The 23,922-nt window shown below is 39.5% G+C and carries 12 protein-coding genes and 1 tRNA gene; 10 read left to right on the top strand and 3 right to left on the bottom strand.

Features of this window, described 5'->3' with window-relative positions; genetic code table 11:
* Nucleotides 1-110: 110 nt before the first annotated feature.
* Nucleotides 111-1,904: an arginine--tRNA ligase gene (gene argS / locus HMPREF1532_RS10190; RefSeq protein WP_005928618.1), complete on the bottom strand. Its 1,794-nt coding sequence runs from the start codon at nucleotides 1,902-1,904 to the stop codon at nucleotides 111-113.
* A gap of 86 nt (nucleotides 1,905-1,990) precedes the next feature.
* Nucleotides 1,991-2,263, bottom strand: a complete 273-nt coding sequence (locus HMPREF1532_RS10185) for an HU family DNA-binding protein (protein ID WP_005928615.1) — start codon at nucleotides 2,261-2,263, stop codon at nucleotides 1,991-1,993.
* Nucleotides 2,264-2,491: 228 nt separating this feature from the next.
* On the opposite strand from HMPREF1532_RS10185, the gene HMPREF1532_RS10180 reads away from it, so the two are divergent.
* From HMPREF1532_RS10180 to HMPREF1532_RS10145, 8 genes are all read left to right on the top strand, one after another.
* On the top strand, nucleotides 2,492-3,166 hold the full coding sequence (locus HMPREF1532_RS10180; protein WP_025819228.1) for a rhomboid family intramembrane serine protease: 675 nt from the start codon (nucleotides 2,492-2,494) through the stop codon (nucleotides 3,164-3,166).
* Nucleotides 3,147-4,046 carry a rhomboid family protein gene (locus HMPREF1532_RS10175; RefSeq protein WP_005928608.1) on the top strand — a complete coding sequence of 300 codons (900 nt, stop codon included), beginning with the start codon at nucleotides 3,147-3,149 and terminating at the stop codon, nucleotides 4,044-4,046. Before HMPREF1532_RS10180 ends, HMPREF1532_RS10175 begins: the two co-directional genes overlap by 20 nt.
* A 3-nt stretch (nucleotides 4,047-4,049) precedes the next feature.
* Complete coding sequence (locus tag HMPREF1532_RS10170; RefSeq protein WP_005928605.1) at nucleotides 4,050-5,144, top strand: endonuclease/exonuclease/phosphatase family protein; 1,095 nt, start codon at nucleotides 4,050-4,052, stop codon at nucleotides 5,142-5,144.
* A 39-nt stretch (nucleotides 5,145-5,183) separates the two neighbouring features.
* A complete protein-coding gene (locus tag HMPREF1532_RS10165; RefSeq protein WP_005928602.1) occupies nucleotides 5,184-7,271 on the top strand; it encodes a M3 family metallopeptidase in 2,088 nt (695 codons plus the stop codon).
* Between the two features lie 249 nt (nucleotides 7,272-7,520).
* Entirely contained in the window at nucleotides 7,521-10,541 is a 3,021-nt protein-coding gene (secDF, locus tag HMPREF1532_RS10160; RefSeq protein WP_005928599.1) for a protein translocase subunit SecDF, read from the top strand.
* Between the two features lie 1,156 nt (nucleotides 10,542-11,697).
* Nucleotides 11,698-15,201 carry a SusC/RagA family TonB-linked outer membrane protein gene (locus HMPREF1532_RS10155; RefSeq protein ID WP_005928593.1) on the top strand — a complete coding sequence of 1,168 codons (3,504 nt, stop codon included), beginning with the start codon at nucleotides 11,698-11,700 and terminating at the stop codon, nucleotides 15,199-15,201.
* A gap of 11 nt (nucleotides 15,202-15,212) precedes the next feature.
* Entirely contained in the window at nucleotides 15,213-16,994 is a 1,782-nt protein-coding gene (locus HMPREF1532_RS10150) for a SusD/RagB family nutrient-binding outer membrane lipoprotein (RefSeq protein WP_005928590.1), read from the top strand.
* Between the two features lie 90 nt (nucleotides 16,995-17,084).
* Nucleotides 17,085-20,117: an endo-beta-N-acetylglucosaminidase gene (locus HMPREF1532_RS10145; RefSeq protein WP_005928588.1), complete on the top strand. Its 3,033-nt coding sequence runs from the start codon at nucleotides 17,085-17,087 to the stop codon at nucleotides 20,115-20,117.
* A gap of 305 nt (nucleotides 20,118-20,422) precedes the next feature.
* Here HMPREF1532_RS10145 and HMPREF1532_RS10140 read toward each other — a convergent pair.
* A tRNA-Arg gene (locus HMPREF1532_RS10140) sits at nucleotides 20,423-20,494 on the bottom strand.
* 500 nt (nucleotides 20,495-20,994) lie between these two features.
* Between HMPREF1532_RS10140 and HMPREF1532_RS10135 the strand changes: the two genes are divergently transcribed.
* A complete protein-coding gene (locus HMPREF1532_RS10135; protein ID WP_005928583.1) occupies nucleotides 20,995-22,845 on the top strand; it encodes a 2-oxoacid:acceptor oxidoreductase subunit alpha in 1,851 nt (616 codons plus the stop codon).
* A gap of 3 nt (nucleotides 22,846-22,848) precedes the next feature.
* Nucleotides 22,849-23,859: a 2-oxoacid:ferredoxin oxidoreductase subunit beta gene (locus HMPREF1532_RS10130; protein ID WP_005928580.1), complete on the top strand. Its 1,011-nt coding sequence runs from the start codon at nucleotides 22,849-22,851 to the stop codon at nucleotides 23,857-23,859.
* Nucleotides 23,860-23,922: the final 63 nt, after the last annotated feature.

The raw sequence follows: 23,922 nt of genomic DNA, 5'->3' as shown, positions 1-23,922 counted from the left end.
TAACTTCACTTAAAACACTAACTGGAATAAAAACAATATACGGGAACTCTTCAGCAAGTCAATCTTACTTGAAGAATTCCCGTATGTTCTATATTAGCTCACATCAACTCTTACATCCTGGCCGGCACTTCAATGCCCAATAAGCCCATTCCCAAACGTACTACCTTAGCCACATTGGCAGATAATGCGATACGGAATATCTTCACCGTTTCATTCTCTTCGCGCAGGATGCTAAAATCATGGTAGAATTGATTATACTCCTTCACCAAGTCATAAGTATAATTGGCAATAACAGACGGACTGTAATCTGTCCCGGCCTGTTTAACAATTGCTGCAAAATCAGCTACCATCTGGATTAATCCTTCTTCTTTTTCACTCAATTCAACTCCTAAAGGAAGTTGCTCAGGAATAACGATACCGTTCTCTGCCGCCTTACGAAGTACAGATTGTATACGTGCATAGGTATATTGGATAAACGGCCCGGTATTTCCATTAAAATCGATGGACTCTTTCGGATTGAATGTCATGTTCTTGCGGGCATCCACTTTAAGGATAAAATATTTCAATGCACCTAAACCGACAATGCGGGCAATATCATCTGCCTCTTCCTGTGTCAATCCATCCAGTTTACCAAGCTCCTGAGAGGTTTCTTTAGCAGTTGCAATCATCTCTTCCATCAGATCGTCGGCATCCACCACTGTTCCTTCCCGTGATTTCATCTTACCTTCCGGAAGTTCGACCATACCATATGAGAAATGAACCAAGCTTTTACCCCATTCGAATCCTAACTTATCAAGCAGGATAGAGAGCACTTGAAAGTGATAATTCTGCTCATTACCCACCACATAAATCATCTTATCGATGGGATAGTCGGCAAAACGCAATTTGGCTGTCCCGATGTCTTGAGTCATATACACAGAAGTACCGTCAGCACGTAGCAGCAACTTATGATCGAGCCCTTCTCCCGTAAGATCAGCCCATACCGAACCGTCTTCTTTCTTATAGAAGAAACCTTTTTCCAATCCTTCCATTACCTTTTCCTTTCCCTCGAGATAAGTATCCGACTCATAATATATCTTATCGAAACCAACTCCCATCTTACGGTAAGTCTCGTCAAATCCGGCATACACCCAATTATTCATCATAGCCCACAAAGCACGTACTTCAGGATCTCCCGCCTCCCATTTCACCAACATTTCACGGGCTTCATTCATCAGTGGAGAAGCTGCCTCCGCCTCTTCCTTCGTCATGCCCTTCTCCATCAGCGAAGCTATTTCCGCTTTATAATGCTTATCGAAAGAGACATAATAATCCCCAACCAAGTGATCTCCCTTTTTACCGGATGATTCGGGAGTCTCACCATTACCATAAAGTTTCCAGGCCAACATAGACTTACAGATATGGATACCCCGATCGTTTACAATATTGGTTTTTACGACCTTATTGCCATTCGCCATAATAATATTGGCTAATGCATTTCCAAGCAGATTATTGCGTACATGCCCCAGATGTAGGGGTTTATTCGTATTAGGTGAAGAATATTCAATCATCACCAGTGGAGAATCAGCATCGGCAGCCATTATACCATACCGTTCGTCAGCATGAATCATATTCAGCAATTCAATCCACGCAGAAGAAGCTATTGTCAAATTCAAAAAGCCTTTTATCACATTAAAAGCAGCTATTGCCGGCTCATTAGCTTGTAAGTACTCACCGATCTCCTGTGCAGTTTGTTCCGGTCCTTTCTTCGACATACGCAGGAAAGGGAACACAACCAAGGTAAGATGTCCTTCAAATTCCTTTTTCGTTTTCTGCAATTGCACCTGTACGGCAGGAACATCCTGACCATAAAGAGCTTTCAGTCCGCTTATTACGGACATTACAAGTTTATTCTCTATATTCATAGCTTACAATTATTTTCTGCGCGCAAAGATACAAAAAAGGAGGCGTTAGCACGCCCCCTTTTTTTAAAATCTTTCAACTATATAGTTTATTCAACAGCCTCAGAGAGTTCTGCACCTGCTTTAAACTTAGCAACCTTCTTTGCCGGAATAGTGATAGCTTGTTTTGTAGAAGGGTTAATACCGGTTCTTTCAGCTCTCTCAGAAACAGAGAAAGTTCCGAAACCAACCAAAGAAACCTTGTCACCACCTTTTAAAGCGCCAGTAACTGAAGACACAAAAGCATCAAGTGCTTTTTTTGAGTCAGCTTTGCTCAAACCAGACTCAGCTGCGATAGCATTAATAAGATCAGCCTTATTCATAATTCGTAAATGATTAATTAATATATGTGTTACACAAAAAGATAGACGACGTAAAATCCTCACAAATATAGACTAACAAAACAATATATCAAATAAAAACATCAAAAAAACGCATCAATTTGCTGAAAAAGAGCTAATAGGGATTCATTTTTCTGCTTTAAAACAGAATTTATTCGTATTTTTGCAACCATTACTCGTAAATTAGCATAAAAGAGATTCAAATATATGATGCCTACAGTTACTAAAAACCTGATAATTATCAATGTACTGTTTTATTTAGGAACAATCGTTGCACAAAGTTATGGTATAGATCTCGCAAACTATTTAGGTTTGCATTTTTTTATGGCCGAAGACTTTAATCCCGCCCAGTTGATAACCTATATGTTCATGCACGGAGGATTCACTCACCTTTTCTTCAATATGTTCGCCGTGTGGATGTTCGGACGCATTCTCGAACAAGTGTGGGGGCCGAAACGTTTTTTATTCTACTATATTCTTTGTGGTATCGGTGCAGGAATTATCCAGGAGATCGTACAATTCGTTGAATACCAGACTGTCTTATCAGGATATTCCATGGTCCAGACTTTTAGCGGGACAATACCGATGAGCGAATACCTGAATATGATGAATACCGTAGGAGCCTCAGGAGCCGTATATGCGATCCTGTTAGGTTTCGGAATGTTATTTCCTAATCAACAATTGTTCATTTTCCCGCTTCCATTTCCTATCAAGGCCAAATATTTTGTCATCGGATATGCCTTAATCGAACTATATTCCGGATTTGCCAATAATCCTAATGATAATGTAGCTCATTTTGCCCATTTAGGAGGAATGATATTCGGTTTTATTCTGATTATGTATTGGAAGAAAAAAAACAATGATCATGGGACATATTATAACTGATCTTAAAGAAGCTTTTCGCAGAGGAAATGTCTTTATACAACTCATATACATCAATGTAGGGATTTTTGTAGCAACTGCATTGATAAACATTCTATTGCAACTATTCAATAGAAGCGCTGCCGGAATATTCGAACTGTTGGCACTTCCGGCCTCCTTTACCCGGTTTATCCTGCAACCGTGGTCACTGTTCACTTATATGTTCATGCATGCCGGTTTTATGCATATTCTGTTTAATATGCTTTGGCTATATTGGTTTGGTCAATTATTCCTTTACTTCTTTTCCGGCAAGCATTTACGCGGTTTATATATTTTGGGAGGTATATGCGGAGGATTATTGTACATGATTTCCTATAATTTGTTTCCTTATTTCCGTCCCATGGTGGAAGTATCGACAATGGTAGGTGCATCCGCATCCGTACTTGCCATCGTGGTGGCAACCGCCTATCGAGAGCCCAACTATCCCGTACGCCTTTTTCTTTTTGGTACTATACGCCTAAAATATTTGGCCTTAATAGTGGTCCTGACAGATCTGTTGTTCATCACTTCCGGTAATGCCGGAGGACACATCGCCCACTTAGGTGGTGCATTGGCAGGTCTCTGGTTTGCCGCCAGTCTGAGTAAAGGCACAGATATCACTGTTTGGATAAACAGAATATTAGACGGAGTGAGTTCTCTTTTCTATAAAAAAAACTGGAAGCGTAAACCCAAAATGAAAGTGCATTATGGCAATTACAGCCGCGAACAAGACTATGATTATAATGCCCGGAAAAAAGCGCAATCGGATGAGGTGGACCGCATTCTCGATAAGCTGAAAAAGTCAGGATACGAGAGCCTCACTACCGAAGAAAAGAAAAGCCTCTTCGATGCAAGTAAAAAATAAGATATGAAACACATCGGAAAAGTCTTCGCTTATCTGATCTTGGCAGTCAATGCATTCTTTGTCGGAGTTCTCTTGCTGACCGCCTATAGCCCACACATTTCTCCCGTAATACACCCGGTCGAAGCATGCATGGGACTTACTTTTCCTATTTTCCTCTCCATCAATTTTTGTTTTCTTATTTTCTGGTTAATCGTACGCTATAAGTTCGCTCTTCTGTCTATACTTGGCTTTGCTTTCTGCTATCCGCAAATCCGGGCCTATCTTCCTATCAATCTTCATACAGCAAATATTCCGGAGGGAAGCATTAAAATACTATCCTACAATATTATGTCCTTTGGCAACATGGAAAAGGAAAACGGCAAAAATCCGGTACTCGAATATCTCCGTAAGAGCGATGCCGACATCATCTGCTTACAGGAACACAACATCTCTCCGACTGCCAAAATACATCTTAATGCCAAAGAAGTAGAAGAGGGTATGAAAGCATATCCTTATCGGCATATTCAACGTGTAGGTCAAGAGAACGGCAATAACCGGATAGCTGTTTACTCCCGATTTCCGATCCTTTCGGCACGAAAACTACAATATGACAGTAGCTACAACGGCTCGGCCATTTATGAATTAAAAATCAATGAAGATACAATTACCCTTATCAACAACCATTTGGAATCTAACAAGTTAACAAAAGCGGATAAAGCGGTATATGAAGAAATGCTGAAAGATCCCAATGCCCATAAAGTGAAAAGTGGCACTCAACATTTGGTCGGTAAATTAGCAGAGGCTTCCGCCATCCGCGCCAAACAAGCAGATGTTATTGCAGCCGAAATTGCAGCTTCCCGGCATCCGTATATTATTGTATGTGGGGACTTTAACGATACTGCGATCTCCTATACCCACCGGGTTATAGCCGAAAAGTTAGATGATGCCTTCACCGAATCAGGACAGGGATTGGGAATTTCTTATAATCAGAATAAGTTTTATTTTCGAATAGACAACATCCTAATCAGTAAAAGCCTGAGAGCTTATAACTGCACGGTAGACCGTTCTATTAAAGACTCCGACCACTACCCCATATGGTGCTATGTTGCCAAGCGGTAATTCACTACAAATGATAATCATAACCCAATTATAATACTTATGAAATTAAAAAGAACAATAATTATTTTAGCAGCAAGTTGTATGATGTACTCCTGCACTACGAAAACAGAAAGTAATCCGTTTTTAAACAAATTTCAAACCGAGTATGGTGTTCCGGCTTTTGATAAAATCAAGCTGGAACATTACGAACCTGCTTTCCTGAAAGGGATAGAAGAGCAAAACCGGAACATTAAAGCAATCATTGAAAATAGCGAAACGCCCACGTTTGAGAATACAATCGTAGCGTTGGATAACAGCTCTCCTATATTAGATCGTGTCAGTGCCGTTTTCTACAATATGACAGATGCAGAAACAACAGACGCACTAACCGAACTTTCCATAAAAATAGCGCCGGTACTTTCCGAACACAGCGACAACATTTCCCTCAATCAAGAACTATTCAAAAAGGTAGATGCCGTATATCAGCAGAAAAACAGCCTGCACCTTACCACCGAACAAGAACGCCTGTTGGATAAAACCTACAAAGATTTTGTTCGTTCGGGAGCAAACCTGCCTGCTGACAAACAAGCACGCCTGCGTGAAATAAACAAAGAGCTATCGACTCTTGGTATCACATTCAGTAATAATATATTAAATGAGAATAATGCCTTCCAACTCTTTGTCGACAAAGAAGAAGACCTTGCAGGATTGCCCGAATGGTTCTGCCAAAGTGCTGCGGAAGAAGCTAAAGCTGCCGGGCAAGAAGGAAAATGGTTATTCACCTTACACAATGCCAGCCGCCTGCCTTTCTTACAGTATTCTGAGAATCGCCCGCTCCGTGAAAAGATATACAAAGCATACACCCACCGTGGTAATAACGATGACAAGAACGACAACAAGAAAGTAATCACCCAAATTGTCAGTTTACGCCTTGAGAAAGCAAACTTATTAGGTTTTGACTGCTACTCAAACTTTGTTTTGGAGAATACAATGGCCAAAAATTCAACCACCGTAATGGAATTCCTCAATAATTTATGGAACCATTCACTTCCCAAAGCCAAAGCAGAAGCTGTTGAACTGCAAAAATTGATGGATAAAGAAGGTAAAGGTGAAAAATTGGAAGCTTGGGACTGGTGGTACTACACGGAAAAGCTGCGTAAAGAAAAATACAACCTGGACGAAGAAGAGATCAAGCCCTACTTCAAATTGGAAAACGTACGCGAAGGCGCTTTTGCAGTAGCCAATAAACTGTATGGTATCACATTGACAAAACTGCAAAACATTCCGGTTTATCATCCCGATGTAGAAGTTTTTGAAGTAAAAGACGCCGATGGTTCCCACTTAGGAATCTTCTATGTAGATTACTTTCCACGTCCTGGAAAAAGTGGGGGTGCCTGGATGAGCAATTATCGTGAACAGCAGGGAGATATCCGACCGTTGGTTTGCAATGTAGCCAGCTTTACCAAACCAATAGGCGATACACCATCCTTACTAACGATGGACGAAGTAGAAACGCTTTTCCATGAATTCGGGCACGGGCTTCACGGACTGTTGACCAAGTGTAATTACAAAGGTACTTCGGGCACCAACGTCGTTCGTGATTTTGTAGAACTTCCTTCACAAATAAACGAACATTGGGTCACCGAACCAGAAGTGTTGAAAATGTATGCAAAACATTACCAGACAGGAGAAGTAATCCCCGATTCACTCATCAATAAGATATTAAAACAGAAGACTTTCAATCAAGGCTTCATGACAACAGAATTACTGGCCGCCGCCATCCTCGACATGAATCTGCACAACCTGACAGATGTAAAGAATCTGGATGTAATCTCTTACGAAAAAGAAGCAATGGATAAATTAGGACTCATCCCCGAAATAGCCCCACGCTACCGTACGACCTATTTCAATCACATCATCGGTGGATATGCTGCAGGATACTACAGCTATCTTTGGGCAAACGTGCTGGATAATGATGCTTTTGAAGCTTTCAAAGAACATGGCATCTTTGATAAAGCAACAGCCAATTTATTCCGCTCCAATGTGCTTGAAAAAGGAGACAGCGAAGACCCGATGACACTCTACAAAAACTTTCGTGGAACAGAGCCGCAATTGGAACCAATGCTGAGAAACAGAGGCATGAATTAAATAAAAAAAGCGATCTAAGGCTAAAAAAGAATAAACTCGAAGCCGACTAATTTATCCTCGGAGGATTGCTACTTTCCTTCGGGGATAAATTTTATTTCTTTGAAAGAAATATCAGTTTAACGGCAAAATGCGGTTTTAACCTCAAATATTTAGCTGCTAATTACCACTGGATGTGAAAAAAAAACTATATTTGCAGCCTTATAGCGACAGAATTAATTAAAAAAGTAATCATAATAAATTAAAAGTAAAATGCAAAACAAAGGATTTGTAAAAGTTTTTGCGGTATTACTCACGCTGGTATGCGTGTTCTACCTCTCTTTCTCCTTCGTTACCCGCCATTATACCAATAAGGCAAAAGAGATAGCGAACGGCGATACTAAAGTAGAACAAGACTACCTCGACTCTCTTTCAAACGAGAAAGTATGGCTGGGTAATTATACGCTGAAACAGTGTCGTGAAATGGAAATTAGTTTAGGTTTGGACCTCAAGGGCGGTATGAACGTTATCCTTGAAGTATCCATACCCGATGTTATTAAAGCATTGGCTGATAACAAGCCCGATGAAAATTTCAATCAGGCACTGGCAACTGCTGCCAAACAAGCTACCAACAGCCAGGACGATGTTATCACTCTTTTCATTAAAGAATACCACAGAATAGCACCGGACGCTAAACTTTCCGAACTTTTTGCAACGCAACAGTTGAAAGACAAAGTTAACCAGAAGTCATCTGATGCTGAAGTAGAAAAAGTATTGCGTTCTGAAGTAAAAGCTGCCGTAGAAAACTCTTATAATGTACTCCGTACACGTATCGACCGTTTCGGTGTAGTTCAGCCGAATATCCAAAGTCTTGAAGACAGAATGGGGCGTATCATGGTAGAGCTTCCGGGTATCAAAGAACCGGAACGTGTGAGAAAACTCCTCCAAGGTTCTGCCAATCTGGAATTCTGGGAAACCTATACAGCGAAAGAATTATTGCCGGTAATGCAGTCTGTAGACAGTAAACTGCGTGATGTTCTGGCAACAACCGCAAGCACAACAACCGACTCTACTGAAGTAATAGCAACAGAAGAAGTAGTAGCGGAAGCAACACCGGCAAAAGCCATCAGTGCTGCCGACAGTATCGCAGCTGCACTGAAAGGTAACCAACAGGAAGCTTCTATAAATATGGAGCAAATCAAAAAAGAACATCCTTTGATGGCCATTCTTCAGTTAAATTCAAGTGGTCAAGGCCCCATTATCGGTTATGCTAATTACAAAGACACTGCTGAAATCAACAAATATTTGGCGATGAGAGAAGTAATAGCAGAACTTCCTAAGGACCTCCGTCTAAAATGGGGAGTTGCTCCTGCTGATTTCGACAAAAAAGGACAGACTTTCGAGTTGTATGCTATCAAATCTACCGAACGCAACGGTAAAGCTCCGTTGGAAGGTGATGTAGTAACAGATGCCAAAGACGATTTCGACCAACATGGTAAACCATCTGTAAGCATGTCTATGAACACAGACGGTGCACGCCGTTGGGCACAATTGACCAAACAAAATATCGGACGCTCTATTGCAATCGTACTTGATAATTATGTATATTCTGCTCCGAACGTAAGTACGGAAATCACAGGCGGTAACTCAATCATTACCGGTAATTTCAGTCCGGAACAATCCAAAGACTTGGCAAACGTATTGAAATCAGGTAAAATGCCGGCACCGGCACACATCGTGCAAGAAGATATTGTCGGTCCGTCATTGGGTCAGGAATCTATCAATGCAGGTATTTTCTCATTTGTAGTGGCACTCATCCTTTTGATGATTTACATGTGCGCCATGTACGGTTTCATCCCAGGTATGATTGCCAACGGTGCTTTAATCCTCAACTTCTTCTTCACATTAGGTATTCTTTCATCCTTCCAAGCTGCGCTGACAATGTCCGGTATTGCCGGTATGGTATTAGCACTCGGTATGGCTGTGGATGCGAACGTACTTATCTACGAACGTACTAAAGAAGAATTACGTAGCGGCAAAGGAGTGAAAAAAGCATTAGCTGATGGTTACTCCAATGCTTTCTCGGCAATCTTCGACTCCAACTTAACATCTATTATTACCGGTATTATTCTGTTTAATTTCGGTACTGGTCCTATTCGTGGTTTTGCCACTACATTGATTATCGGTATTCTCTGCTCGTTCTTTACAGCAGTATTCATGACTCGTTTAGTTTACGAACATTACATGAATAAAGATAAACTGCTGAACTTGACATTTACTTCCGGAATTTCTAAAAACCTGTTGGTAAATACTCATTTCGACTTCATGAAAGGTAACAAACGTTCCTTCATGATTACAGGTATTATTATTTTGGTATGTATAGCATCATTCGCTATTCGTGGCTTGAGCCAAAGTATCGATTTTACAGGTGGACGTAATTATAAGGTACAGTTCGAACAAGCTATCGAGCCCGAACAAGTACGTGAGTTGATCGCAAGTAAATTCGGTGATGCAAATGTAAGTGTTATCGCTATTGGTACAGACAAAAAAACCGTTCGTATCAGTACTAATTACCGCATCGAAGAAGAAGGTAACAATGTGGATTCTGAAATTGAAGCATACTTATATGAAACATTAAAGCCGTTGTTAACTCAAAACATTTCATTGGCTACTTTCATTGACCGTGACAACCACACAGGTGGCAGTATCATCAGTTCACAGAAAGTAGGTCCAAGTATTGCAGATGATATCAAGACATCGGCCGTCTGGTCGGTAGTTTTAGCATTGATTGCTATCGGCTTATACATTTTGCTTCGCTTCCGTAATATTGCTTACAGTGTTGGCTCCGTAGTAGCACTTACCAGTGATACGATCATGATCATCGGTGCATACTCATTATTATGGGGTTTTGTTCCTTTCTCATTGGAAATAGACCAAACGTTTATCGGTGCTATCCTAACAGCTATCGGATACTCCATCAACGATAAAGTGGTAATCTTTGATCGTGTACGCGAGTTCTTTGGTTTATATCCGAAACGTAACAAACGTCAATTGTTCAACGACTCACTAAATACAACTTTGGCCCGTACAATCAACACCTCATTAAGTACATTGATCGTATTGCTGTGTATCTTTATCCTCGGTGGTGATTCTATCCGCAGCTTTGCATTTGCAATGATTCTGGGTGTTATCATTGGTACATTGTCTTCATTATTTATTGCTTCTCCGATTGCTTACACAATGCTAAGCAAGAAGAAAGAAACAGCAGAAACAACTGCTATTGAAGCTGAATAACCTATTCATATAAAAGAAAAAGAGGCTGTCTCATTTCTCATTTTGAGACAGCCTTACTTATAACTTGTAAGTCACAATATAAAAACCTCCCTCTTTTAGCCTTAATTCATCACAATACAAGACTAAAAGAGGGAATTTTTTTCTTCTAAAGCTTCAATCTATAAGATTTTCAACTTTCAATTTCTATTTTGGAGTGAACCCTAAAAGTTTTTTATCTAACTTTTAGGGTTCACTCCATTTTAAGACAGTCTCTTCTTTTTTATGGTAGCTCACCGTTTATCCTACTATTAATAGAGCCATATCTGTTTATTAGATATTAAAGGTAAAAAACAGTATAAATTAAAAGATAAGACCGGAAAACAAAACGAGTACCTTCGACCTTATCTTTTCAAAAAAAGATATATTGCAGAAATGTAAAATATCTCTAAAATTATATCAATAAAGTAAATCTTCCTGTACCCTCTGAAAGCAATCCATTTCATGCACGTCCACATAGGTTCAGTTCACATAGCCCGAATAAACTTTCGTGATATCCTTACTTTCCTGCTAAAAACTATCAAAAAAGAACTCTCTATAACAATTTACTTGCACAAAAGCACAACCAGCTATATCCCAGACGCTACATAGAGCATTATCCCCTATAATAAAATATTGCCCTCACAAATAACATAATAAAATATGCCGTACCCCTTACACAGCGTACCGAAAAGAATTCTATACAGCATATAAAGATAAGAAAAACAGAATCTAACAAAATATACATCTATTATAATATATATTTAGAACATAAATACAAGATACATTTTAGATCAAGTACAAAATTGATACATAAAAACAAAACCCATAAAAGAATAAATTTAAAAAATAAGCTAATCTTATCTATGAATCCCGAATAAAGCAGAATATTTAAATAAAAAAATACCAAAAAGTGATTTTTTCGCTCCATTTATTTAGTAACCTTTATCTCTGAATTGTAATATAAGAAAAGAATCTCAAAAAAAGAATTAAAATTAATATATGTTGTTTTATATTGGATAATGAAGAACATGAATAAAAGAAGATAATAGAAAAAACTTATATCGTGCGATATGCAATGCACGTCTACAATTAAAGTAGTAAAGTAATCAGTATTTGTTAACGTAATAAAGAATGCTAAATGAAGAAAAATTTAGAGTACAGAATTAAAATTCTGTTGTTTTCCCTATTCCTTTTTGTTCCATTCTTAACGAATGCTACCGCACAAAGCGAGATAGTAATAAGTTTGGATTTTGCGAATGCACCTTTGAGCGAGGTTTTGAATGAAATTAGTCGTCAGACTTCACTGAGTATGGTTTATAACGCGAAAGATGTGGATCCTAACCGTAAAGTTACGATACATGCTAACCGTGAAAAGTTGTCTAAAGTCATGACAGACTTGCTCAAAAACACTAACACGACCTATTCCGTACGTGATAATCATTTGGTAGTTTATTCTACTAAAGAAACCCCAACCGTACATTCTACCATGCAGCAAAAACAACGCACAATTAAGGGTACCGTGTCTGATGAATATGGCGAACCACTTATCGGGGTTAGTGTATTAGTACAAGGTACTACTACAGGTACAATTACCGATATTGATGGTAATTACACTTTAGAAATACTTAATGACGAAGCTGTATTAGAATTCAGCTACATTGGTTATCAGAAAATATCACTGCGAGTAGCTGGTGCTTCTTCATTTAACATAATAATGAAAGAAGATGCACAACAGCTAAATGAGGTAGTTGTTACAGCCATGGGTATAGAACGCAAAGAGAAGTCATTGACTTATGCAACTCAACAAGTGAAAGGAGATGAATTAATGAAAGTGCAGGATGCCAATTTCGTGAATGCACTTTCCGGAAAAGCTTCCGGAGTTACCATTACCCCAAGTGCTGGTGGTGCTGGTGGTGCCTCTAAAATTTTGCTTCGTGGTAATAAATCTATTTTGGGTAACAACAGTCCGTTGATTGTAATAGACGGTGTACCAATGACTAATAATGTGAATGGTCAAACTGGTTTTGATGGAGGCTCTAATCTGACATATTCCAGTACCTCTGAAGGTTCTGATCCGTTATCGCTTGTCAATCCTGATGATATTGAAAGTTTGAATATCCTAAAAGATGCTAATGCTGCTGCATTATATGGTAGTGCTGCTGCCAATGGCGTATTAATGATTACCACAAAAAAAGGCAAAGAAGGTCGTATTTCTATTAATGTATCTTCAAGTGCAACATTTGATCGCCCTTTGCTCACTCCCAAAATCCAAAATGTATATGGTGCTACAGTTGATCCTACTGCCGAGACTTTATCTGTAGATAGCTGGGGGAAAAAATTATCAGATTTAACGGCTGACGAACTTAATTATTCAGGTGCTAAATTACGTAATACAGCTTCCAATGATGACGTAAATGACTTTTTCCGTACAGGTGCCACATTCAATAACTCAATATCCGTTAGTGGAGGTACTGAGACTGTTCGTACTTATTTTTCATACGCAAATTCATATTCTGACGGTATGATGCGCAACAATAATTACAAACGTAACACGCTCTCTTTTCGTCAGAGTTATTCACTATTTAATAAAAAGTTAAATGTCGATTTATCACTAAATTATGTACAGGCAAAAACCAAGAATCGTCCTGGAGGAGGAACAGTGATGAATCCACTTTATGATCTTTATCGTATGCCAAGAAATGTGGATCTAAATTATTATAAGGAAAATTACTACATAGAAAATGGTAAATGGACTTCTAACGAACAAAGCTATTTCGATTCTAAAAACAATAAATGGACTACTGGTACTGTTGAGCTAACCGGGCCCAAACAGGAATGGGCATATTGGCAAAATGGTATGAACAACCCTTATTGGATGGTAAATACTCGCAATTCTATAAGTGAAGAAGAACGTGCTTATGGTTATATCTCTGCCAATTATCAGATCATTGATGGTTTGAAGATACAGGGACGTTTGAGTTTGGACCGTACAAAAATGAAAGGAACATCAGAGCGCATGGCTACCACATGGAATATATCAGCTATGGAAGATTATGGTATGTATGGACAAGACCTTAATTGGATAAATGAAGTATATGTAGACGCTTTACTAAGCTATGACAAACAAATTAAAGATTTCTCTATCTCAGCCACTACCGGTTGGACAGGACATACATTAAAAGGAGAAACGCAAAAACTTTGGGCCAAAGCTACTACAGCCAATTGGAAACACGACACTATGCCAACACTAATCAACTTTTTCGAACCTTCTGTTTCACAAGGCAACGTAAGTGAACGTTCATACACACTTTCTTCCAACTGGGATAAGGGTTTACTTTTTACTGGTCAGATAGGGTGGCAAGAAAAAGTATATCTGGAGGGTAGTTATCGTCGAGACTGGTACCGCGCTTTCAAACAGTACTCGTATCGTGGAACCCCTACTAATTATGGTTACTTTTCAGTGGGTGCCAATGCGCTATTACATCAAATAGTTACCCTGCCTGAAGTAATTACCAATCTGAAAGTTCGCGCTTCATATTCAGAAGTGGGTAACTCTATCCCGAACGTTCTCTATAATGCTCGTAACACAGACCCACTTACAGGTGCTGCCGTACCTTCTTCTTATAGTTATTTCAATAACCCAATACCAGAAAAAACAAAATCTTTCGAAGCCGGTTTTGATATTTCTTTATTTGGGAGTGCTCTAAACTGGGATATGACCTATTATAACAGTGCCATGCATAATAGTTATTTAACCATTAGTGATCTTGGAGGATTAAAAAAGCCTGTAAATGCAGGAGTTATCCGTAATCAAGGTATCGAAACGACTCTTAGCTATAATTTAGCATTTGCTAAAGATTGGATGTGGCGTACTTCCGTGAATTTCTCCTATAATTATAATAAAATCGAAAAAACTTACACTAAAGAAGACGGTACTTCTGCCAAATTAGAACAAAGTATTGCCGGAGGCAAAGTAATGGTTCGGTATGATGAGGGAGGTTCTTATGGCGATTTGTACGCACAAGACTTTAAGCGTAATGAAGACGGCTCTATTAAATTAGTAAATGGAGCGCCACAACTTGATACGCAAAATTATGTTTATTTAGGCAATATGAACTCCAAGTTTAATTTAGGATGGAGTAATACAATTAATTATAAAGACTTTTCACTTTATTTCTTGATCAACGGACGTATTGGAGGTAAAGTAATCTCTTTGACAGAAGGAATGTTGGATGCTGTAGGCAATTCTCAACGTACTGCGGATGCACGTTTAGCAGCCGAAGCCAATAACCTATATACTGCTACGGGTGAACCTGCCATGTACATGTCCGATGGACAATTGGTTTCTATCGAAAAATATTATAGACAAGTAGGTGGGAATACTTATGGCACGCAATATGTTTACAATGCTACTAATTTCCGTTTAGGTGAATTATCACTGGGATATACCTTTAGAAATTTGTTTGGTGCTTCTAAACATTTGTCACTCTCTCTTGTAGCTCGTAACCTTTGTTTCCTTTATAAAGATGCCCCGGTTGATCCAGACCTTGCTCTTTCTACTCAGAATGGTTTAGGAGCGTTCGATGTATTTAATATGCCATCTGCTCGTTCATTCGGTATTTCATTAAAAGCTAACTTCTAAATATTAGACAGATGAATATGAAAAAAAATAATTTTTTTATTGCTTGCATTGTGATGTCACTGTTAGGTATGCAATCTTGTATGGATTTTGATGTGCCAGGTGATGAGTTAACAGGTAACACAGAAGAAGGTTCTGACGAGGTTTATCATGGGGCGGCTGATATATTGGATTATCATAAAGAAATTTCTCAAGAGGGACTTGACCTTGCTTTAACAAACCTTGCTAAAGAAGCACCGTTAGGTTATATTCTTTCAGCTACTTACTCTATGCGTGGCGGTAAGGAAGCGACGCGTCCTGGGGCACATGCCTATCAATACCAATTTAATATGTCAGTTGATAATTATGCCGGATACATGGTGGTTCCTCATACAGACTTTCCATTTGCTATGATTACCCTAAATTCTACCTATGCCTTTGAGCAGTCAGTAAACGCAGGTCCGAATGGTAATTATACATTGACAAAGAATTATCTATCTCCGATTTTAAATCATCCAGATATTGATTCCATTCCCGAGATGAAAGCAGTAGCTTTATTACTTTTTGATTATGCTTCTCAAGAAGAAGTCGACCTTTATGGTTCATTTCCATATACACAATTTAAAGCCAATCAACAGGAACATCCTTATACATACGATAGCTGTGAGGATATTTACAAAGGTATTGTGGACAATCTTGACAGCATTAATGCCTGTTTAAAGAATTATCCCAATCGCCCGGAATGGTATAAAACTAAAGTGAACAAACTATTAAAAGATGTAGATGAAATCACTGATACAAAAGATTTTGAGACCTGGCGCAAAATGGGAAATTCTCTAAAACTCCGTATGGCTATGCATGTGGTAAAAAGAGATAAAGACTTAGCCAAAAAATGGGCAGAAGAAGCCGTTATGGAAGGTGTTGCTAACTCTTTAGAAGACGAAGTATCGTTTTCAACAGATAAAAGTGGCACCAATCATCCACTTGCCGAAATATCCCGTTCATGGGGAGACTCTCGCTTAAACGCTTCTTTTGAGACAATCCTTTTTTCATTAAAACATCCTTATTGTAATTTTTTATTTGATAAAAATTCAGTAAAATTGGGCGATTTGGAAGCTAATACTCGTGTTATAGGTCTTCGTGCCGGAAAGAAAATGGGTGAAGGACAATCTGCCGCCAGCAATAAAGATTGCGGATATTCTTCTATTTATCAATATTTCACAGAAGCACCACTCTATTTTATTAAACTTTCAGAAGTAGACTTCTTGCGTGCAGAAGGGTTAGTACGTGGTTGGAATGTTGGTGATGAAGGTTGCGATGCACAATTTTACTACAATCGCGGTATTGACAATGCAACTTGTGAATGGCGCATGACAGCCTTTGAGTATGATGCCGGGTTAGCTGATTATAAGCAAGTGGAAGAAGCTGTTCCATATCAATATATTGACCCAATTGATGCATCTAACAACTATCAGAGTCCAATAACCATTGGTGTAAAGTGGAATGCAGGTGATAGTGATGAAACAAAACTGGAAAAAATTATCACTCAAAAGTATATCGCTCTATTTCCCTACTCTTTTGAGGCATGGACAGAAATGCGCCGTACAGGTTACCCGAAAACCTTGCCGGTACTTAATTGGGAAGACGCCGACGCCAATCTACAAGAAGGGGATCTGTTGCGCAGAATGCGCTTCCCTGGCACTGACACACAAGCAGTTGCTGCTGATGTAGCAGCTACAGGACTTAAAGCTTTAGGTGGAGCCGATCTCCAATCTACTCGTATTTGGTGGGATGTAGAAGGAACGCCAAATTTTTAATGATATAATCCAAACTATTTATAAGAGAAAGGGGGGGATCCTTCCCCTCTCAAGAAATCATTTTTATTTAATAATTTAATTTTCTGTATTATGAAGAAATTTACTTTGTTTAGCATGGCTGCCATGTTGCTGCTTTCAGGACAAGCTCCGGCACAGGATAAGACAGATTATCCTCCTTCGGCTTCAACAGAAGTGTTCGACTTTACCCCATGGAAGGAATCTACCATCTTGGAGTTGTTTGTCAAAGCAATGAATGAAGGTCGAAATTATCCTTCTGCGGAAGAATGGACAGAAGCTGGATTTAACTTAGATCTGGAGTTTTCCCGTTCGCATGTTCGTCCACGTGACATTATTGAAGATGCTTCTAAAAATGTGGTTCCTGAGGTATATGCAAAACGTCGTTTGTGGATGAATATGCCAACTGGTCAAGGCGATTTAGTCGGAGGATATCCTAGTTCCTTATTCAATAATGATACTTTTTCTATGTGGAACTATGTAAACCTTTACGGGGCATGGAATCATTCTCCATTCCAAGCTCCAGGTTCTTGGGCGGATGCTGCACATAAGAATGGTACCGATATGTTCAGTGGAATTAAATTTTTTGATACTACCGGTGGTCGTGGGCAGACTGCTACGGAATATATTAATTTGATTTCTACAAAAAATCCAGATGGTTCATTCCGATATGTCGATGCTTTTATCAACGTATTAAAATTCTTTGGTTTAGATGGTATTAACTACAATTGGGAAGATACCGGCTACAACAATGAAACCGTAATAGCCTTTCATCAAGCTCTTTATAAACGTGCAGCAGAATTGAATTTTGATAGTTTTCACATTGGGCTGTATGGAGGTCCATCTTATCTAACTAATCCTGCTGATTATTTTGCCAACGAAAATGGTAGAACAACAGAGGTTATGATGAATTATTCTGCTAATGATATTCCGAGAACTTTAGCTATGTCCCAGAAAAACGCTATTGCTATCCAAGGTGACTGCGAGGGATTGTATCAAGGTGTGTGGATTGCCAGTATGGATCGCCAATGGACCAACTTCCATGCCGATGGCGCTGAACAAGTTGGCCTTTGCTTGTGGGGTGAGCACAAGATTAGTCGCTTCTTCCAGTTTGCCATTGGCGACAATACCATGGAATTACAAAGTAATTACCAGAAATTGTTGGAAAAAGGTTTTTCTGGTGGTAAACGTTCTCCAATTGACCGTCCTGCATTGTCTAACAGTGGAAATATTTTTGAAATATCCAACAATGATGATAAACCAAATCAAATGGTTAATTTTGCTGGTTTTGCTGATTTTGTACCTGAGCGTACTGCTATTCAAGGAGATTTGCCTTTCACTACACATTTTTCTTTGGGTAATGGTGAACGCTATAACTACAAAGGAAAGAAAACATTTGGTAGCTGGTATAATATGGGACAACAGGATATAGTTCCTACATATCGCTGGTTAATTTATGATGCCAACACAAAGACTCGTTCTACTGCCGTTGATGCCGAATTTACACACGAAGATGCTTATACCGGCGGTTCTGCTCTCCGTCTTTCAGGTGAGCCGACAGCAAAAGGGTCAGATGTTGTTCTCTACCGTGCAAAATTGAACGTATCCGGTGGTAATGCAAAAGCAAATGTTGCATTGAAATCTGGTGTAAATGGTACAAATGCTTCCAACCTCTATGTGATTCTAAAGAAATTTAATGATGACACATGGATGGAGTTTCCTGTAGGTAATCTGAATGGACCGACATGGGAAGAGAAGGAAATTGCACTTTCAGGTATTAATAGTGGTGATATAATTGAATACATCGGTTTTCGCGTGAAAGGAACATATGAAGGAAACTATAATATGCTGATTGGTAAACTTGCTTTGACTGACGATTGCGCAGTGAAAACTCCTGCACCGATTGATGCGGAAAGTATTATTGTAGAAGTGAAAGAAGAAACAACTCAATCTCTTTCTGTGAAGCTGAATTGGGCAGTAAATGCCACAGGTTACAATAGTGATAATGCTAAATATGGTTTGATTTACAATGACGAAGTGAATATTGACCATTTCCAGCTAATGTATAAGAATGGTGAAAATGGTAAAGTTTCAGAAATAGGACGTACCTCTACATGGTCTGCTTATTTAGGTAATATTATGTTTGAAACTGCTACAGATGACCCGTATATCGGTATTCGTTCGGTTTCTGTAGATGGAAAAACCTATTCTCCCGTAGAATGGATTCATATTGGTCGTGGCAACGCTTCTGAATTACCTGCATTCAATAATGATCCTTATTGCGAGTCTACATTAAATTATAACGCAGAAGGTGCTGACATCGCCATTGAAGTTCGTTATATCGAACAGTTTAAAACTACCGGTGCTGTTGAAGATATTAATTACACTGCTGATGCTCCACAAGCCGACGGAACTCAATATGCAATGTGCGATCAAACATTGAAAGTAAATCAAGGACAAGAAGTAGAACTTTTCTTCAAAGCAGCTGATTTAGATGATGGGTTAAAATTCTGCTTAGGAAAAGCTTATATCGATTTAGATGGAAGTAAGTCCCACGAACCGGCCACTGAAACAATTTTTGAATTAGGCACAGTAAAACAGGGAACTCCTGAATTCCAAACGACAGGCGTAACGCAGAAATTTACTATTCCTGCTGATGCAAAACCAGGAGAAAGTCGTCTACGTCTTGTGTTCTCCGATGCATGGTTTGCACACCCCGGCCCTTGCGGATTTACAGCTAAAGGATTCACTTTGGATATTCCAGTAGAAATTATTGGTAATAATCCTTCGCGCGAACCGGCACCGGATATGCATGATCAAGGTGAAGCTGATGAACCGGAAGGACTGAATAACAATCCGGATGGTGTTGAAAATGTTTGGAAAGACAGTGAATCTGTTATTTCTACAATGTGGCCAACAACTACCGAAGGTACGATTTATTTCAACAATGTAGAAAAAGCATGGATATATACAACTGATGGACAGTTAGTTAAATATGTGCCCAATAATCCTTCTTCTACAGATATATCCGACATCACTCCGGCTATATATGTCGTTAAGATGCAAAAAGGAAATATTGTACGCAGTCAAAAACTGATAAAGAAATAAACAGTTATAACATTTTTCTTTAAGGAAAAAAGATTGTATTCGAAGAGTTATCTGTTTTTTATAGTTAAGCTATAGTTTCAGATAACTCTTCCTTTTTGTTTCAATCAGAATTCCTCCTCCGAAACATTTCTCAAAGTTGACTTATTTATAAACACATTCTTGCAAATGTCCCATTGTTTTCATGAGAAAAAACACAAACAACAATCTATAAAAGCTAAATATAATCTTAACAAAATGGGAAAAGTAAAAGCGGAAGTAAAACTCAAAAAAACTATATAGAAACTCAATAATTGACTTTTCATAAGTAGTCCCGAGGGGAATCGAACCCCTATCTAAAGTTTAGGAAACTTCTATTCTATCCGTTGAACTACAGGACCTACTTTTAATTTTAGTTGCAAAGATAATGTATTCTATCGATTTAACAAGACAGAATGCATAGATTTATAAAGTATCCGGACAATAAGGAAGCAGGCATTAACAATTTCAGGAAATAGAGTTAGAAAAGAGGGGATTTATTCTTATCATTGCAAGATAATACACAACAAAAAGTAGCAGAAAGATTGTATTTTGCATAAAAACTGCAACAATTCGTCATTTTACCTCACAAACATCGATATCAATATGACACAAAATGAATCACAAACAAATTGAAACCTATCCAATACACTAACATATACGTCCAATACAAACAATATTTCAAATCTTTTGATAGACAGCTATAGATAAACTAAAAAAGATTTTGCTAAGTCGTTTAACTTTACGACCTTTGCGAAACCTTCTGCATAATAAATGAATATACAAAAGTGACCAACACAAGGGTTATATTTATGCAAGAATACAACAAGTCGATCCTAAAATTAAAATAGTAAGTAAAATTATGGCAGACGAAATGATGGTTAAAGAATTGGAGCAAGTGGTAGTACGCTTCTCCGGCGATTCCGGCGACGGTATGCAACTGGCCGGTAACATCTTCTCGAACGTGTCGGCAACAGTAGGGAATGACATCTGTACATTCCCCGATTATCCGGCAGATATTCGTGCCCCGCAAGGGTCTTTGACCGGTGTATCCGGCTTTCAAGTACATATCGGAGCAAACAGAATATTTACTCCAGGCGATCGTTGTAATGTATTAGTAGCAATGAATCCCGCAGCTCTAAAAACGCAGATCAAATTCTGCAAACCACAAGGGCTGGTCATTACCGATTCTGATTCTTTTGGAGCAAAGGACTTGGAAAAAGCGAAATTTACGACAAATAATGCATTCGAAGAATTAGGTATCAAACAAGAAGTTCTTGAAGTGCCCATATCTTCTATGTGTAAGGAAAGCCTAAAAGATTCCGGTCTGGACAACAAAGCCATGCTACGTTGTAAAAACATGTTCGCTTTAGGATTAGTCTGCTGGCTGTTCAATCGAAATCTTAAAGCTGCCGAAAATATGCTTCGCCAGAAGTTTGCCAAGAAACCGGAAATTGCAGCAGCTAACATCAAAGTTTTGAACGATGGCTATAATTATGGTGCAAATACCCACGCTTCTACCTCTACTTATAAGATAGAAAGTAAAAGTCCCAAGGCAAAAGGACTCTATACAGACATAAACGGTAATAAAGCTACCTCCTACGGTTTGATTGCAGCAGCAGAAAAGGCCGGTCTGGAACTCTATCTGGGCTCTTATCCGATCACCCCGGCTACAGATATTCTTCACGAACTGTCTAAGCACAAATCACTCGGCATAAAGACCGTACAATGCGAAGACGAGATTGCCGGATGCGCTTCTGCGGTAGGTGCTGCCTTTGCAGGTGACCTTGCAGTCACTACGACTTCCGGCCCGGGGGTATGTCTGAAAAGTGAGGCCATGAACCTTGCTGTCATCGCAGAGCTCCCATTAGTTGTTGTTAATGTACAACGTGGAGGTCCATCAACCGGTATGCCTACTAAATCAGAACAAACAGACCTGCTACAGGCGCTCTATGGACGCAATGGTGAAAGCCCAATGCCGGTTATTGCCGCTACTTCACCAACCAACTGCTTTGATGCCGCTTATATGGCTGCAAAAATCGCATTGGAACACATGACACCGGTAGTACTACTGACCGATGCTTTCATCGCTAATGGTTCCGCTGCATGGAAATTACCCAACTTGGATGAATATCCGGCCATAAACCCGCCCTATGTCACTCCCGAAATGGAAGGTACTTGGACACCGTTCCAGCGTAACGAGAAAACAGGTTCACGCTATTGGGCGGTTCCCGGAACAGAAGGCTTCATGCATCGTATCGGCGGTCTGGAAAAAAGTAATGAAACCGGCGTTATCTCTACCGAACCGGAAAATCACCAAAAGATGACATTATTGCGTCAAGCCAAAGTGGATAAGATTGCAGACTGCATTCCCGAACTGGAAGTACAGGGTGATGCCGATGCCGAGCTGTTGGTAGTAGGATGGGGTGGAACATATGGTCACCTCTACTCCGCTGTAGAACATATGCGTAAAAATGGCCAAAAAGTGGCACTTGCTCATTTCCAGTATATCAACCCGCTGCCTAAAAATACAGCAGACGTACTGAAGAAATACAAAAAAATTATCGTAGCCGAACAAAATCTGGGACAGTTTGCCGGATATCTGCGTATGAAAGTACCCGGACTGAATATCAACCAGTTTAATCAGGTGAAAGGACAGCCTTTCGTTACAAGAGAACTTGTAGATACATTTACTAAATTATTGGAGGAATAAGAAATGAGCGAAACAGTATATACAGCTAAAGATTATAAATCGGGGCAACCACGCTGGTGCCCGGGATGTGGCGATCATGCTTTCCTGAACTCCCTGCATAAAGCTATGGCCGAATTGGGAGTGGCTCCACACAATATTGCCGTTATCTCCGGTATCGGTTGCTCATCGCGTTTGCCTTATTACGTAAACACCTATGGCTTTCATACCATCCACGGACGTGCTGCTGCGGTAGCTACAGGTGCCAAAGTGGCCAATCCCGATCTTACCGTTTGGCAAGTATCCGGAGATGGCGATGGTTTGGCTATCGGTGGCAACCATTTCATTCACGCCATCCGTCGTAACGTCGATCTTAATATGATCTTGTTAAACAATCGTATCTACGGATTAACTAAAGGACAGTATTCGCCCACATCAGAACGTGGTTTTGTCAGCAAGTCCTCTCCTTATGGAACGGTTGAAGATCCTTTCCATCCGGCCGAACTCTGCTTCGGTGCACGCGGCCGCTTCTTTGCACGCTGTGTAGCCGTTGACGGTGCTGCCTCCGTGGAAGTTTTGAAAGCTGCCGCTAATCACAAAGGTGCATCTGTAGTAGAAGTACTGCAAAATTGCGTTATCTTCAATGACGGTACCCATGAAAGTGTCGCGACCAAAGAAGGACGCGCCAAAAACGCCATCTATCTGGAACACGGAAAACCAATGTTATTCGGCGAGAACAAAGAATACGGATTGATGCAACAAGGATTCGGACTGAAAGTAGTGAAGTTGGGTGAAAACGGGATTACGGAAAAAGACATTCTGATACACGATGCTCATTGTATGGACAATACCCTTCAATTAAAACTGGCGTTAATGGAAGGTCCGGAGTTCCCAATAGCTTTAGGAGTAATTCGTGATGTGGAAGCTCCTACATACAACGATGCAGTTATGGAGCAAATCGAAGAAGTGAAAGGCAAAAAGAAATATCACAATTTCAATGAATTGCTTATGACTAACGACACTTGGGAAGTAAAATGATCCTATTAAATACATATACAAACGAAAGGGATGGTCGCTGTCGGTCATCCCTTTCGTTTGTGT

Source organism: Bacteroides salyersiae WAL 10018 = DSM 18765 = JCM 12988, from assembly GCF_000381365.1.
GTDB lineage: Bacteria > Bacteroidota > Bacteroidia > Bacteroidales > Bacteroidaceae > Bacteroides > Bacteroides salyersiae.
Note: the sequence above shows the minus strand (reverse complement) of the source record. Positions and strands in the feature narration are given on the sequence as shown.

Bases quoted from the DNA above. Each gene is read 5' to 3' on its own strand.
- argS (WP_005928618.1), bottom strand. From the start codon at position 1,904: ATGAATATAGAGAATAAACTTGTAATGTCCGTAATAAGCGGACTGAAA.
- HMPREF1532_RS10130 (WP_005928580.1), top strand. From the start codon at position 22,849: ATGAGCGAAACAGTATATACAGCTAAAGATTATAAATCGGGGCAACCA.
- HMPREF1532_RS10165 (WP_005928602.1), top strand. From the start codon at position 5,184: ATGAAATTAAAAAGAACAATAATTATTTTAGCAGCAAGTTGTATGATG.
- HMPREF1532_RS10185 (WP_005928615.1), bottom strand. From the start codon at position 2,263: ATGAATAAGGCTGATCTTATTAATGCTATCGCAGCTGAGTCTGGTTTG.
- HMPREF1532_RS10145 (WP_005928588.1), top strand. From the start codon at position 17,085: ATGAAGAAATTTACTTTGTTTAGCATGGCTGCCATGTTGCTGCTTTCA.
- HMPREF1532_RS10155 (WP_005928593.1), top strand. From the start codon at position 11,698: ATGAAGAAAAATTTAGAGTACAGAATTAAAATTCTGTTGTTTTCCCTA.
- HMPREF1532_RS10180 (WP_025819228.1), top strand. From the start codon at position 2,492: ATGCCTACAGTTACTAAAAACCTGATAATTATCAATGTACTGTTTTAT.
- secDF (WP_005928599.1), top strand. From the start codon at position 7,521: ATGCAAAACAAAGGATTTGTAAAAGTTTTTGCGGTATTACTCACGCTG.
- HMPREF1532_RS10135 (WP_005928583.1), top strand. From the start codon at position 20,995: ATGGCAGACGAAATGATGGTTAAAGAATTGGAGCAAGTGGTAGTACGC.
- HMPREF1532_RS10175 (WP_005928608.1), top strand. From the start codon at position 3,147: ATGGGACATATTATAACTGATCTTAAAGAAGCTTTTCGCAGAGGAAAT.
- HMPREF1532_RS10170 (WP_005928605.1), top strand. From the start codon at position 4,050: ATGAAACACATCGGAAAAGTCTTCGCTTATCTGATCTTGGCAGTCAAT.
- HMPREF1532_RS10150 (WP_005928590.1), top strand. From the start codon at position 15,213: ATGAATATGAAAAAAAATAATTTTTTTATTGCTTGCATTGTGATGTCA.